Raw genomic sequence first — 13,331 nt, 5'->3', positions numbered from 1 at the left:
CCTGTTCGCCGGCAAGCCGGCTCCTACAGATCCGTGTAGGAGCCGGCTTGCCGGCGAAAGCGGTTCTCAGCAATAACGTCGCGGGTCCGCCTCGATCAAGCTGGCCAACTGAGTCAGGGCAAAACGCAACTCGTCCTGGGTGGTCGGCGACATCAGCACCACCCGCACACAACGAGAGCTGGCACCGCGTTCCACCTGGAACTGGCTGCCGCTCATCACCAGCACTCCATTGGCTCGGGCCAGGGTGGCGAACTCATCACCAGTCCAGGGCTCAGGCAAGGTCAGCCACAGGTGATAGCTGTGGGGCTGAGTCTGAATCTCCAAGCCGGCAAACACTTCCCGGGCAATCGCCTGACGCGCCGCCGCTTCGTTACGCTGGGTCTGCACCAGCTTGCGGTCCAATCCCTCGACAATCACATTGCTGGCCAATTGCGCGGTCAGGGGCGATGGCATCCATACACTGCTACGGACCATCGAGCTCAGGCGCGACAGCAACTTCGGCGGGCTGTAGAGATAGCCCACGCGCAACGCCGGCATGATCGCCTTGGACAGGCTGGTGAGGTACACCGAACGCTGCGGCGCATAGCTGGAAAGCGGTTTGATCGACGGATCGGTGGCGAGAAAGCCGTAGATATCGTCGTCGATGATCAGGAAGTCGAACTCTTCGGCAATCGCCGCAATCTGCGCCCGGCGCTGGGGTGACATGATCGCCGTGGTGGGGTTCTGGCAACTGGCGACGCACACCAGCAGCGTCGGTTTTTCCCGCAGGCACTGCTCGCGCAAGGCCTCGGGAAGCATTCCCTGCTCGTCCATCGCCACGCCCCGCAGGCGCCGCTCCAGGCCGTGGGCCACGGAGATGATGCCCGGGTAGGTCAAGGATTCGCAGAGCACCAGATCGCCGGCATTGCTCAAGGCGCTGATGGCCACCATCAACCCGTGCTGGGCACCGGCAGTCATCACCACCTGTTGCCAATGGGCTTCGGGCAAGGAGTGCCGCAACCACTGGGCACCGGCTTCACGATGGGCCGGATGGCCACCGTCGGGGGCGTAGTCCAGGGCACGACCGAAGTCGCTGCTGCGGGCCATTCCCACCAACGCGCCGCGCAACCAGTACTCCAGGGTTTCGCTGTAGGGCTTGATGATCGACAGATCCAGGGCTTCGGACTGCCCCAGGGACAGCGAAGGTGCGCTGGAACCTTCCGGCAACTCCAGCGGCGGTTGCGCCAGCACATAAGTGCCGCGCCCCACCTCACCCTGCACCAGGCCACGACGCTGGGCTTCGCTGTAGGCGCGGCTGATGGTGCCGGGGGTGACATTGAGGGTCACCGCCAGCTCGCGCAAGGTCGGCAAGCGGTCACCGTCGTTCAACAGGCCGCTGCTGATGTCCCGCGCCAGGGCGTCGGCAATGGACAGGTAGACCGGCTGATTGAACTCGCTTAACTGGGGAACCCACATGGAGGCTGATGACCATCGGCTGCATTGAAGTGGGCCGGAGCATATCACAGGCCTGCACTCGCCTTTAACATCGACTCAATCGAGCTATTGATTCGATCAAAAGACAAATGAAAAAACTGCAGGCGACTCGAAAGCTTTATTCATTATCAATATAAATAGTTTTAAATCAGTCACTTATACACAAACAAAGGACTTCCCGGAGAAATCTTTCTTGAGAAACAATTGAATCGATTCAATTCATTGAAATACACTCAACCATCGCCAACTCAATCGATTCAATCCTTCTCTCACCCACGCCAGTCGAGATGCCATGCACAGTCTCAGCAAGGACCTGTCCCTCTCCGCCGTGATCGCCGGCCTGATCGCCGTGATCATTTCCTACGCCGGCCCCCTGATCATCGTGTTCCAGGCCGCCCGCGAAGCCCACTTGCCCAGTGATCAGGTGTCGTCCTGGATCTGGGCCATCTCCATCGGCAGCGGCCTCACCGGCCTGCTGCTGAGCTGGCGCCTGAAGGTGCCGGTAATCACCGCCTGGTCAACGCCCGGTGCGGCGCTGCTGGTGTCGATGCTGCCCACGGTGTCGCTGCCCCAAGCCATAGGTGCCTATATAGTTGCCTCGCTGATCATTGCCGTGGTCGGGCTGTCCGGGGCCTTCGACAAACTCATGAGCCGCCTGCCCAAGGCCATTGCCGCCGCCATGCTGGCGGGCATCCTGTTCCGCTTTGGTGCCGGACTGTTCACCTCAGTCACCCTGCAACCGATCCTGGTGCTGGCGATGATCGCGGCCTACCTGCTGGGCAAGCGCCTTTCGCCACGCTACGCGATTCTGGCGGTGCTGCTAGTGGGCTGCGCCGTGGCCGCCGGCCTCGGCGAGTTCAACGGCGGCGCCATTACCCTGGCGGTGGCCCAGCCTATCTTCATCGCCCCCGAATGGAGCTGGCACGCCATCATCAACATCGGTCTGCCCCTGGCCCTGGTGACCCTCACCGGACAGTACGTACCGGGCATGGCGGTGATGCGCAGCGCCGGCTACAACACCCCGGCGCGCTCGATCGTGTCCTGGACCGCCATCACCTCGGCACTGCTGGCGCCGTTCGGCTCCCATGGCATCAACCTCGCCGCCATCACCGCCGCCATCTGCACCGGTCGCGAAGCCCACGAAGACAAGGACAAACGCTACATCGCCGGGATTGCCTGCGGCCTGTTCTACCTGTTCATGGGCATCTTCGGTGCCACCCTGGCCTCGGTATTCGCCGCCCTGCCCAAGGAGTTGATCGCCGCCCTGGCCGGCCTCGCCCTGTTCGGTGCCATCAGCGCCGGCCTGAGCGGTGCCATGGCCGATGAGAAACAGCGTGAAGCGGCCCTGATCACCTTTCTGGTGACCGCTTCGGGCATGAGTTTTCTGGGGCTGGCCGCCGCGTTCTGGGGGCTGATCTTCGGCCTGGTGGCGCACTTCGCCCTGAGCTATACCCGGCAGAAGCAATCCCTCGCCGAGGCCAGCGCCCCACGCTGAACATGGTACGGGCCGATAACTGTTACCGAATCCGAAACTGTTCATGTCAATAAAAGCGCTTTCTCTCCAGGAGATGGCGCTTTATCCTTAGCCCCCTAATAAAGCTGAACCGTTTCATCTTTCCCTTTGAAATCAGTGGCCTGCCGTTCTCGATCGACCTGCATCGATGCCACGCGCCGTGCCCTTGCTTCTGCCTATTCCTAGAAAAAGACCTTATCCGAATGCCTATGCCCACTTTTCAGCGCTTCAAAGACAGCGCTGTCCTGACTCCCGTCGCCCTGCCCAAGACCCTGAGCCTGATCGGCGCCCTGGGGTTTGCCGCCTGCGCCCAGGCCGCACCGGCCTTCGACAGCGACTCACCGTGGATGCTCGGCGACTGGAATGGCACGCGCACGGAACTGGCCAACAAGGGCTACGACTTCAAGGTCGACTACGTCGGCGAAATGGGCGCCAACCTGCATGGCGGCTACGACCATGACCGCACCGCGCGCTACAGCGACCAGTTCGCCTTCGGTAGCCACCTGGACCTGCAGAAGATCCTCGGCTGGGATGACGCCGAGTTCCAATTGACGGTGACCAAGCGCGACGGCGACAACATCAGCAACGACCGGATCAACGACCCACGGGTCGGCGGCTTCACCTCGGCCCAGGAAGTCTGGGGCCGCGGCCAGACCTGGCGCCTGACGCAGATGTGGTACCAGCAGAAATTCTTCGACCAGAAGCTCGACATCAAGGCCGGCCGCTTCGGCCAGGGCGAAGACTTCAACAGCTTCCCCTGCGACTTCCAGAACCTGGCGTTCTGCGGCTCCCAGGTGGGCAACTGGGCTGGCAGCGTCTGGTACAACTGGCCGGTCAGCCAGTGGGCGCTGCGGGTCAAGTATCACCTGAGCCCAGAGGTCTACGCACAGATCGGCGCCTATGAGCAGAACCCGTCGAACCTGGACCGCGACAACGGCTTCAAGCTCAGCGGCAGTGGCACCCAGGGCACCCTGTTGCCGGTGGAACTGGTGTGGACACCCAAGCTCAACGGCCTGGCCGGTGAGTACCGCGCCGGCTACTACTACAGCAGCGCCAAGGCCAGCGACGTCTACAAGGACAGCAACGGCCAGAGCGCGGCCCTGAGCGGCGAAGCCTACCGCAGCAGCTCGAGCAAGCACGGCCTGTGGTTCGGCGCGCAACAGCAAGTCACCAGCCTGGCCAGCGACCATTCCCGCGGCCTTAGCCTGTTCGCCAACGTCACCGCCCATGACAAGAAGACCAACGCCATCGACAACTACGTCCAGGCCGGTTTGGTCTACAAAGGCCTGTTCGATGCCCGCGCCAAGGACGACATCGGCTTTGCCCTGGCCCGGGTCCACGTCAACCCGGCGTACCGCAAGAACGCCCAGGCCCGCAACCAGGCCCGCGCGATCTACGACTACGAAAACCCCGGCTACCTGCCGCCCCAGGACACTGAATACAGCGCCGAGCTGTACTACGGCGTGCACCTGGCCAACTGGCTGACCGTGCGCCCCAACCTGCAATACATCCGTCATCCCGGTGGCGTCAGCCAGGTGGACGACGCGCTGATCGGCGGGATCAAGATCCAGAGTTCGTTCTAAAGCCGCGAGGCAAAAAACGACGCCATTCACAGTTTTCAGCTGAACCAAGCCCGCGCCTGATCGTCATCTACAGTGAACATGCGCGGGAACACTCTTAACGTCACGGAGAACCACACTATGAGCACTGAGGGTGCTTCAAGTCCGAGCCGCTTGCTGCCAAGCCTGCTCGGAATCTTGCTGCTGCTAATGGGCCTGGCCTTGCTGGCCGGGGGGATCAAGCTGAGCATGCTCGGCGGCTCGCTGTACTACGTCCTGGCCGGTATCGGCCTGACGCTGACCGGCCTTCTGCTGCTGGCCGGTAAACGCGCCGCGCTGGGTCTGTACGCCCTGGTGCTGTTCGCCAGTACCGTCTGGTCGCTGTGGGAAATCGGCCTGGACTGGTGGCAACTGGTGCCACGCCTGTCCCTGTGGTTCGCCCTTGGCGTGGTCCTGCTGCTGCCCTGGTTCCGTCGTCCGCTGCTGCGCGATGGCCCGGCACCAATGGGCACTGCGGCCCTGAGCGTGGCCGTGGTCCTGGCCGGTGCCGCCGCCATCGGCAGCCAGTTCACCAACCCTGGGGAAATCTCCGGCGACCTGGGTCGCGACAGCGCCGACATGACCAACACTGCGCCAGCCATCCCTGATGGTGACTGGCAGGCCTACGGCCGCACCGAGTTCGGTGACCGCTACTCGCCGCTGAAGCAGATCACCCCGGCCAACATCGGCAAGCTGCAGGAAGCCTGGCGCATCCGCACCGGCGACATGCCGACCGACAAGGACCCGGTGGAGATCACCAACCAGAACACCCCGCTGAAGGTCAACGGCAAGCTCTATGCCTGCACCGCCCACAGCAAGGTGCTGGCTCTGGACCCGGATACCGGCAAGGAAATCTGGCGCTTCGACCCGCAGATCCAGGGCCCCAACGGCGATGATTTCCGTGGCTGGGCGCACATGACCTGCCGTGGCGTGTCGTACTACGACGAAGCCAACTTCAAGAACGCCGACGCCATCAGCCAACCGGCCACCCTGTCCCCGGCGGGCCAGGCCATCGCCGCCAGTTGCCCGCGTCGCCTGTTCCTGCCCACCGCCGATGCACGCCTGATCGCCATCAACGCCGACACCGGCAAAGTCTGTGAAGACTTCGGCAACAAAGGCGCCGTGGACCTCAAGGCCGGTATCGGCCCGTTCACTCCGGGTGGCTACTACTCCACCTCGCCGGCGGCCATCACCCGCAACCTGGTGATCATCGGCGGCCACGTCACCGACAACGAATCGACCAACGAGCCGTCCGGCGTGATCCGCGCCTTCGACGCGCACGACGGTCACCTGGTGTGGAACTGGGATTCGGGCAACCCCGACGAAACCGCTCCCCTGCCAGAAGGTCAGACCTACACCCGCAACTCGCCGAACATGTGGTCCCTGGCCAGCGTCGACGAGAAACTGGGCATGGTCTACCTGCCGCTGGGCAACCAGATGCCTGACCAGTGGGGCGGCAACCGCACCGCAGGCGCCGAGAAATTCAGCGCCGGCACCGTGGCCCTGGACATCGACACCGGCAAGCTGCGCTGGAACTACCAGTTCACTCACCACGACCTGTGGGACATGGACGTGGGCAGCCAGCCGACTCTGCTGGACATGAAGACCGCGGACGGCGTCAAGCCGGCGCTGATCCAGCCGACCAAGCAAGGCAGCCTGTACGTACTGGACCGTCGCGACGGCACCCCGATCGTGCCGATCCGTGAAGTCCCGGCCCCGACCGGCGCAGTCGAAGGCGACCACACCGCACCGACCCAGGCCCGTTCGGACCTGAACCTGCTGCCGCCGCCACTGGACGAGCAAGCCATGTGGGGCGCCACGCCGTTCGACCAGATGCTGTGCCGCATCCAGTTCAAGGAACTGCGCTATGAAGGTCAGTACACCCCGCCGTCGGTGCAGGGCAGCCTGATCTACCCGGGCAACGTCGGCGTGTTCAACTGGGGCAGCGTCTCGCTGGACCCGGTCCGTCAATTGCTGTTCACCAGCCCGAACTACATGGCCTTCGTTTCCAAGCTGGTGCCGCGTGCCGAAGTGGCCGCCGGCAGCAAGCGCGAAAGCGAAACCTCGGGCGTGCAACCCAACACTGGCGCGCCTTACGCGGTGATCATGCACCCGTTCATGTCGCCTCTGGGCGTACCGTGCCAGGCCCCGGCCTGGGGCTACGTGGCCGGTATCGACCTGACCACCAACAAAGTGGTGTGGAAGCACAAGAACGGCACCAGCCGCGACAGCTCGCCGATCCCGATCGGCCTGCCAATCGGCGTACCGAGCATGGGCGGCTCCATGGTTACTGGCGGTGGCGTGGGCTTCCTCAGCGGCACCCTGGACCAGTACATCCGCGCCTATGACGTGAAAAACGGCAAGGAACTGTGGAAATCCCGCTTGCCAGCAGGCGGCCAGGCCACGCCGATGAGCTACACCGGCAAGGACGGCCAGCAGTACGTCCTGGTGGTGGTGGGCGGCCACGGCTCCCTGGGCACCAAGATGGGCGACTACATCATTGCCTACAAACTGTCGGAATAAGTTTTACCGGCAAGGGTGAAAGGGGCGGCTACCTTGGGGTAGCCGCCTTTTTTTGTGTTCTGGGTAGAGGGGATGGTGTGTATATCCGGTGCTGCGGGGGTGGCCATTTGTGGTTGCGCTTTTACAGCGGGTTTGGGGTACATATCCGGTGCTGCGGGTGTGGCGGCTGGCGGTTCCGCTCTTACAGCGGCTCACTTTTGAAAATCCGGAATGCCGGCCCAGACAAAAGTAAGCAAAACGCTCTGCCCCTCCACTCGGTGCCTCGCCTAGGCTCGGCATGCCCGAACGAAGGCATTGATCCGTGGGCCGCCGCCACCGGCCATCCCTGGCCGGGTGGCGGCTAACCCGGCATCCCTGCCGGGTTACCCACGGCTCAATGCCTGCGTTCGGCCATCGTGGTTAACGGGGCGTTCAGATCAAGATCAAAATCAAGAGCCAGACGGTGGCCTTGCGGCCGGCCTGGAGCGGGAATGGGGGGGGCACCTCTTCCCTTGTAGGAGCTGCCGAAGGCTGCGAACGGGCGAGCATCGCCCGGCCAGTCGGCGCGGTACATCAGGTACAGCGCTGATACGAAAACAGGGCGGCGGAACTGTGAGCGGGCTGGTTGCTGACAAGCTAACCCGCGGGGGCAAACATCCTCGCCACAAATCTTTGGCTGTTTCAGAGAGTGCTGAAAGCTGGTTGGAACTACGCCCATTCGCTTTCTTTTGTAAGGCAAATCCGAGAAACTGCCGGCCGCTTGAATGCGCCTGATGGGCGGGCTAGGGTGCTGGAGCCATCGCCAAATCGATGGCTCGGATGTGCAAGTCCGAACTCTGCAAAGGCGCACAAACGATCAGCACTGATTGGTCGTTTTCATGTCCGCTGCGTTATGGCGGCCGTGCGTGGGAGATCTTCGGATCTGCCGGGTGTCCTTGCAGACTCGGTCTTGCACACCTGCGTACGGCTGCCACCTTATTCGTGTGCAAGCGAACGGTGTTGGCTCCTTTTATCTGCAAGGAGTTAGACCATGAAAAAGCTCGTCCCCGATCCACCCACGTCCTATCGCGATCCCGAACTCAAGGCCGCCAACGCCACCTTGCGTGTGGCTCTGGCTCGGCAACCGCAGGACCCCGCGCTGTTCCAGCGCAACACCCAAGCCAAACCTGTTTCTGCCGACTCGCTGTTCAGCGTGCGCCCAGGCGTCAGTGCTGAAGAAGCGTTGGTGCATGTGGCGTTGTTGCTCAAATGCGCCGAGGAGGTCTGCGATGAAATCACCCAGCAGGGCAGCGGCATCGAGCGCGGGCTGATCTGGTTCATGGTGCATTCCGTGGAGATGGCCCGGGCGGTGGTGGAGGCGTTGCTGGACGCTAGCCCGCGAGGTGTCTGCTCATGCTCGGACGAGCCGCGCTCGTAAAGCCCGAGTCCCTGGTCTTCTTCAAATCAGAGTGTGCTGGCCGTCGGCGAGGTGGCGACACGGATGGGGAGACATATCCGTTGCTGCGGTAACGCCGGCTTAGGATTTCGCCGCTACGGCCAGCCCTTTCAGGGTCTTTGCTCAAGGCTGCTTCTGCAGTATTGCAGCCTTGAGCATCCGGTCATTGCCATCGCTTTAAGGCGTCGATAGCGGACGCAGGCGAATTGAATCGATGATGGCATCCCACAGCGCAAGTGCTGCTTTATCGGACTTGAAAGCGGGAACTGGTGGGGGGGCATCGTCATCGACGTCAGCTTCCTCCACGCTCAGTTCCACCTTGAGGTGGGGCTCGTAGACCGACTCGTCCTTGCCCTGGGCTTCCCAGAGGAAGGTGTAGGTGCGCTGGCCCTTTGCGCTGCCTGCCAGCAGGTACTCATCGGCGGGAATGGCACCGCCCCGCTCTCTTTTGCGCAGAGTTTCGATGCCTGCAACCATCTTTGCCGCACCCATCAGAAAGCCACTTACTCGATCCAGTAACCGATCTTCTTCGGCTCCGGTGCTGGATCTGAATGATAAAAAGGTTCTAGGGTGTTCCGGGAAGGTCACGCCTATATCGAAGTCTTCACTTTGAAAGCTGTCACCCGCGATATAGGCCCGGTCGATACAGAATCCCGGTTCGGTGGGGATTTCGTTGGGGGCACGAGAGCGTAGGTTACGAGCCAGAGAGGTAGCGATCTCAATGCCACGGTGCTCTCTATCAACTGATATTTCTCCTTTTCGGTAGTATGTCCGCCCTTCTGGTTTAGACACCAGGTAAGTGTCTAACCGATACATTTCCGTGCTGGCATCTGAGCTCCAAGAGAGTAGTCCTGTAGCTCCTTCACCAAGATCTACTCGGCGAAGAAACATGCTGCTCTGTATCGTTTTATGTCTTTGATTCTTCAGCTCTATCTCGCGTTGATCGATCTTGGCCGCTAAGGAGGTAGGAGTGTCTTCAAGCCCCTCAATTTCTATTCCCCATAAGTCATATCCAGCGTTGATCTTTGCTTGTGGCGGAAAATCGATCAGGAAGCGTCCGTAACAGTGGGTGATCCATCCACTTTTATCCATGGTGGGGCTCCGAGAAGATGAGAACGAAGTACAGCTGGCCACACTGGTTAAAGCGACCAGGCCAAGAACGGTAAACAAGCGACGAGTGAGTGTCATAAGCCCTCCTTGTCATCAGGGTGCCAGTCAGCCAACTGAGCGATCTTGATTACGCCATAAAGCGCGGCCCATTGGGCTCGTTTGTCGTTGTAGCTTTCTTGGTGTTCGTAGCCCTTTTCGGTGTTGTACTGTCCCGCGCCTTTGCTGCCCTGGCGGAAGCTGGCCTTGATACCCGCCTTCTTGTGGGCCTGCCCGGAGTCGGTTGGCACCGTGCCGTCGCCACCACTGCCAGACTGGTCCTCTTCTTTGTCTGTCCAGTTTTCGAGCGTTGGCACAATGGTTGGCAAGCCACGGCGAAACCAACTGCTGTAGCTGCCAGTCTCGTCATCCTTGAGCGCGGAGCCTGGTGTTTCCAGAGGAGTGGGATTGCCTTGCCAAATCATGTTTCGCCAGCTGTGACGAGCATCATCTGCCGCATAGTGGGCATAGGTTTCAGGGTGGTAGCTTGCTGCAGTTAGTTCACGATGGAACACAGCAACCGCATCAATCCGCTTGCTGAATTCATGTCGAGGGCTTTTTTCAGTATTGGTATTAGTCTTTTCCGACATATCCAAATACTTAGTGTTCTGCTCCGGCACCAACCCATACCAGGCGGTGCTCTTATAGATTTCCTCGTAGGGGTCCTGGTTCTGCGGATAGGCGCGGGGTTTACCGTCCATATCCTTGATGACCTGCCCCTGGGCATCGCACAGGAACAACCAGGGGCGACCTTCCCGATACTCGTTGCTAGGTGTCAGTTCCAGCGCCCCTGGGGCATTGGCCACCACAGCGGTCACTTCGCCTGCGTTGTAGCCAAGGATGATGCTGGCAATACCTTCATAGCCGCAGCGCATGTGGTGGTAGATGGCCGATGAACCGATTGACGGTTGCACGCCATGGACCACGCCAAGCACTCGTTTGTAACCGTGCAATTGGGTCAGGGAGCGTGCAACCAGCCCGCCCATTGAGTGGGTGACCAGGATGACCTTCATCTGATCCGCCTGCTCAGGGCTGACGCTTGCGTGTTCGCGGTAGTGGGCGAGGACGGTGTTCTCGATGTAGTCACGCACATCCAGGGCGGATTGCCGGTTGGATTGCAGCCAGTTGTAACCGGCGCACCAGACGTCGAATTGATACTTGCCCACCTGTTTCAGTTCATCTTCGCTGAGGGGCGTCGCCTGCCCCAGTTCTTCGCCATAGGCTGCGGGTTCATGCAGGCTTTCAGTGTTCCACCATGGCTGGATCTGTTGTCGGCTGACGATGCTGTCCAAGCGGCCCTCCATCAGGGCCATGAACGGGTTGTAGGCGCTGCGCATCACCGTCCCCCAGCCACGAATGCGCGCCGCCTCTTTGCTCAGGCCGGACGAGCCCGTATCAATCGAGCCTCGATCATCCACCTCGACTTTTTCCGGCTTTAGTAGCTTCTGTCGATCCTTGGGGCCGCGGCCCCACCAGACAGCCAAGGCTGCGAGAGCGGGGAGGGCATCAGTGGGCCAAAAGCTGGCATTCGGCGGACTCCAGACCTTGTTCTGGTTCTTCTTGTTGCGCAGGTTGCTGCCCATGATGCCTGGAATGAAGATCACCGGAATCGGCGCGGCCTGCCTCGCCAGCAGGACCTTTTCACGCTGGTCCTCGGTGCGGGTCAGTTGGGTCTTGTAGACCGGTCGCCCCAGATTGTCGCGCGAGCGAGGAATGATGACGTCCTCAGTGTTATCGGCTGCTTGGCTACTCATGCAGTGGACTCCCTGTCGTCGTTGGAACTATTTCCCTTGGCCAGAATGCGCATCTGGACTTGATCCATGGCCAGGTCCTGCTGCCTGGGCAGACAGCCTTGTCCGTCGGTCGTGAGGGTGATGACCCCACCGTCGCCGCGCCGCAGTTCTACGGTGGTGTTTGCCAGAGGCTCAAGAGTGATTTCATCACGCAGCACATAGGCGTCATTGAACGGGGTCGACTCCCATGAGTTGAACGTGGTCGAGGCATGTGCGGGACCGATAGAGGAGTGCTTGGCTGCCTTGACTGTGAAATTACCCGGCATGCCCAGCTCGATATTGCCGCCCTTGAGGGTCAGGTAAGCCCCGCCGCACATCAGGGTGATGTGCTCCTTGGCAGACACCAGTACGTGCTGCTGACCCGCACTGACTTCCACGCTCTGGTCCGCCTCCAGGCGAATGCTGCTCTGTTGCGCCTGCAACAACATCGGCCCCTGGTGGGTGATGTGGCGCATCTCGCCGCTCTGGGCGAACAGGCCAAGGTCGGTACCGGCATTGACCACGAATTTCTGCCCCGAGGTGAGCTGCTGATTCTGCTGGGCGACGCTGTCGATATGCTCGCCCGCCGCCAGGGTGACGCTCTTGGGCGATACCGCGGCGATGCCCGCCTGGCCACTCAGGGCAATGACCGGGTGGCCACCGTTGCTCTGCTGTGACTCGTCGTTGGCGCCATGCCCCAGGTCGCGCACCGCTTCGCTGAGGGTTTGCTGCGGTTCGGTGTCGTGCCCGACGCCTTGATGGTCTTCGGCATAGTCGCCCAGCCCCTTGGCCAGTTGCAGCGCGGCCTCCAGCACTTGAATGGCCGCGCCACGCTGCAGTTGCCCGGCATTGGCCTGCAGTTGCGCTTCGGTACTGAGCAGCAGCCCCTTGGCCGCGCGCAGGGCACCGCGCTCGTCGGTGCGCAGTTCAAAGCCCTCGCCACGCGGTGCGCCCCCTTCGGGCCGGGGATGGGTCAGGTACCCCAGGTGCAAGGCGCTGCTGCCGTGGTCGCTCATCAAGGCCGCACTGATCTGCTGGGTGGTGTCATCGATGCGCAGTTCGTTGGCCCGGCTGCCCTTGTGCTCCTTGCTCTTGAGGGTGTTGAGCGTCTTGTGATCCGGCAGGCGGTAGGGCGGCATATGGCTGGCCCGGTAGGTGCGTCCGGTGATGATCGGCTGGTCACAGTCGCCATCCAGGTAGTCGACTATGACTTCCTGGCCAATACGCGGGATCGCCATATGGCCCCAGTCCGCCCCCGCCCAGTTCTGTGAGACCCGGACCCAGCAGGAGCTGAATCCGTTGTTTTTGCCCTCGCGGTCCCAGGGGAACTGGATTTTCACCCGGCCATATTCATCGGTGTGTATTTCCTCGCCTTCCGGACCCACCACCGTGGCTATCTGCGGCCCGTCAATGACCGGCTTGGGCAGTGGCATCGGGCGCCATTCGCAGTCCTCGGCAATGATCTGGGCGCTGAAGTCGTAACTCACCCCCATCTCGGCACCAGCGGCCTCTTCCTGCTGGCTGGCGTGCTGTATCCCTTTATGGGTGATGCGCACCGAGCGCCACCAGCGGTTGAAGTCGCCCCGGGGGTGCCCGGTCAGTTGGAAGGAAAACCCCGGAATCAGCCGCGGATCATCCCCTTGCACCGTCGCGACACGGGCATCGCGACGATGGCCCAACAGGCGGTTTTGGGTGAAGGGTTGGCCGACGGCGCTGCTCTTGTAGCGGCCCGGGTAATCGTAGCGCTCATAGCGCTGGGCCTGATGCTCAAGGTCATCGCCGAGCATTCGCTGCTGCTGGTCGAAGGCCGGGCGCTTGAAGCTGTAGTCGCGCTGCGTCTGCTCGGCGCTACGCACGTTTTCCGTGTAGCTGAACCCGTACAGCACCGGTTG

The 13,331-nt window shown here is 61.7% G+C and carries 8 protein-coding genes; 4 read left to right on the top strand and 4 right to left on the bottom strand.

Going from position 1 to position 13,331, the window contains the following annotated elements:
- Positions 1-66: 66 nt before the first annotated feature.
- Positions 67-1,455 carry an aminotransferase-like domain-containing protein gene (locus BLX41_RS11015; protein ID WP_123724900.1) on the bottom strand — a complete coding sequence of 463 codons (1,389 nt, stop codon included), beginning with the start codon at positions 1,453-1,455 and terminating at the stop codon, positions 67-69.
- Between the two features lie 310 nt (positions 1,456-1,765).
- On the opposite strand from BLX41_RS11015, the gene BLX41_RS11010 reads away from it, so the two are divergent.
- From BLX41_RS11010 to BLX41_RS10990, 4 genes are all read left to right on the top strand, one after another.
- Positions 1,766-2,968, top strand: coding sequence for a benzoate/H(+) symporter BenE family transporter (locus tag BLX41_RS11010; RefSeq protein WP_123724899.1), 1,203 nt, complete (start codon positions 1,766-1,768; stop codon positions 2,966-2,968).
- Positions 2,969-3,195: 227 nt separating this feature from the next.
- Positions 3,196-4,569 carry a carbohydrate porin gene (locus BLX41_RS11005; protein ID WP_123724898.1) on the top strand — a complete coding sequence of 458 codons (1,374 nt, stop codon included), beginning with the start codon at positions 3,196-3,198 and terminating at the stop codon, positions 4,567-4,569.
- Between the two features lie 117 nt (positions 4,570-4,686).
- Positions 4,687-7,107 carry a glucose/quinate/shikimate family membrane-bound PQQ-dependent dehydrogenase gene (locus BLX41_RS11000; RefSeq protein WP_123724897.1) on the top strand — a complete coding sequence of 807 codons (2,421 nt, stop codon included), beginning with the start codon at positions 4,687-4,689 and terminating at the stop codon, positions 7,105-7,107.
- 1,009 nt (positions 7,108-8,116) lie between these two features.
- Positions 8,117-8,503 (top strand): hypothetical protein, encoded by a 387-nt coding sequence (locus tag BLX41_RS10990; protein ID WP_123724896.1) that lies wholly within the window; start codon positions 8,117-8,119, stop codon positions 8,501-8,503.
- A gap of 195 nt (positions 8,504-8,698) precedes the next feature.
- On the opposite strand, the gene BLX41_RS10985 is transcribed toward BLX41_RS10990, so the two are convergent.
- From BLX41_RS10985 to BLX41_RS10975, 3 genes are all read right to left on the bottom strand, one after another.
- Positions 8,699-9,709 (bottom strand): T6SS immunity protein Tli4 family protein, encoded by a 1,011-nt coding sequence (locus tag BLX41_RS10985; RefSeq protein WP_123724895.1) that lies wholly within the window; start codon positions 9,707-9,709, stop codon positions 8,699-8,701.
- Complete coding sequence (locus BLX41_RS10980) at positions 9,706-11,421, bottom strand: esterase/lipase family protein (RefSeq protein ID WP_123724894.1); 1,716 nt, start codon at positions 11,419-11,421, stop codon at positions 9,706-9,708. Before BLX41_RS10980 ends, BLX41_RS10985 begins: the two co-directional genes overlap by 4 nt.
- On the bottom strand, positions 11,418-13,331 hold a 1,914-nt coding region (locus BLX41_RS10975; RefSeq protein ID WP_148059707.1), incomplete at its 5' end, for a type VI secretion system Vgr family protein. The genes BLX41_RS10975 and BLX41_RS10980, both read right to left, overlap by 4 nt.

Origin of the sequence: Pseudomonas protegens, assembly GCF_003732485.1 — a bacterium.
GTDB classification, from domain to species: Bacteria; Pseudomonadota; Gammaproteobacteria; order Pseudomonadales; family Pseudomonadaceae; genus Aquipseudomonas; species Aquipseudomonas protegens_B.
This window is presented reverse-complemented; position numbering and strand designations above follow the sequence as displayed.

Excerpts from the sequence above, each read along its gene's own strand:
- BLX41_RS10980 (WP_123724894.1), bottom strand. The coding sequence starts at position 11,421 with ATGAGTAGCCAAGCAGCCGATAACACTGAGGACGTCATCATTCCTCGC.
- BLX41_RS11010 (WP_123724899.1), top strand. The coding sequence starts at position 1,766 with ATGCACAGTCTCAGCAAGGACCTGTCCCTCTCCGCCGTGATCGCCGGC.
- BLX41_RS11000 (WP_123724897.1), top strand. The coding sequence starts at position 4,687 with ATGAGCACTGAGGGTGCTTCAAGTCCGAGCCGCTTGCTGCCAAGCCTG.
- BLX41_RS11015 (WP_123724900.1), bottom strand. The coding sequence starts at position 1,455 with ATGTGGGTTCCCCAGTTAAGCGAGTTCAATCAGCCGGTCTACCTGTCC.
- BLX41_RS10990 (WP_123724896.1), top strand. The coding sequence starts at position 8,117 with ATGAAAAAGCTCGTCCCCGATCCACCCACGTCCTATCGCGATCCCGAA.
- BLX41_RS11005 (WP_123724898.1), top strand. The coding sequence starts at position 3,196 with ATGCCCACTTTTCAGCGCTTCAAAGACAGCGCTGTCCTGACTCCCGTC.
- BLX41_RS10985 (WP_123724895.1), bottom strand. The coding sequence starts at position 9,709 with ATGACACTCACTCGTCGCTTGTTTACCGTTCTTGGCCTGGTCGCTTTA.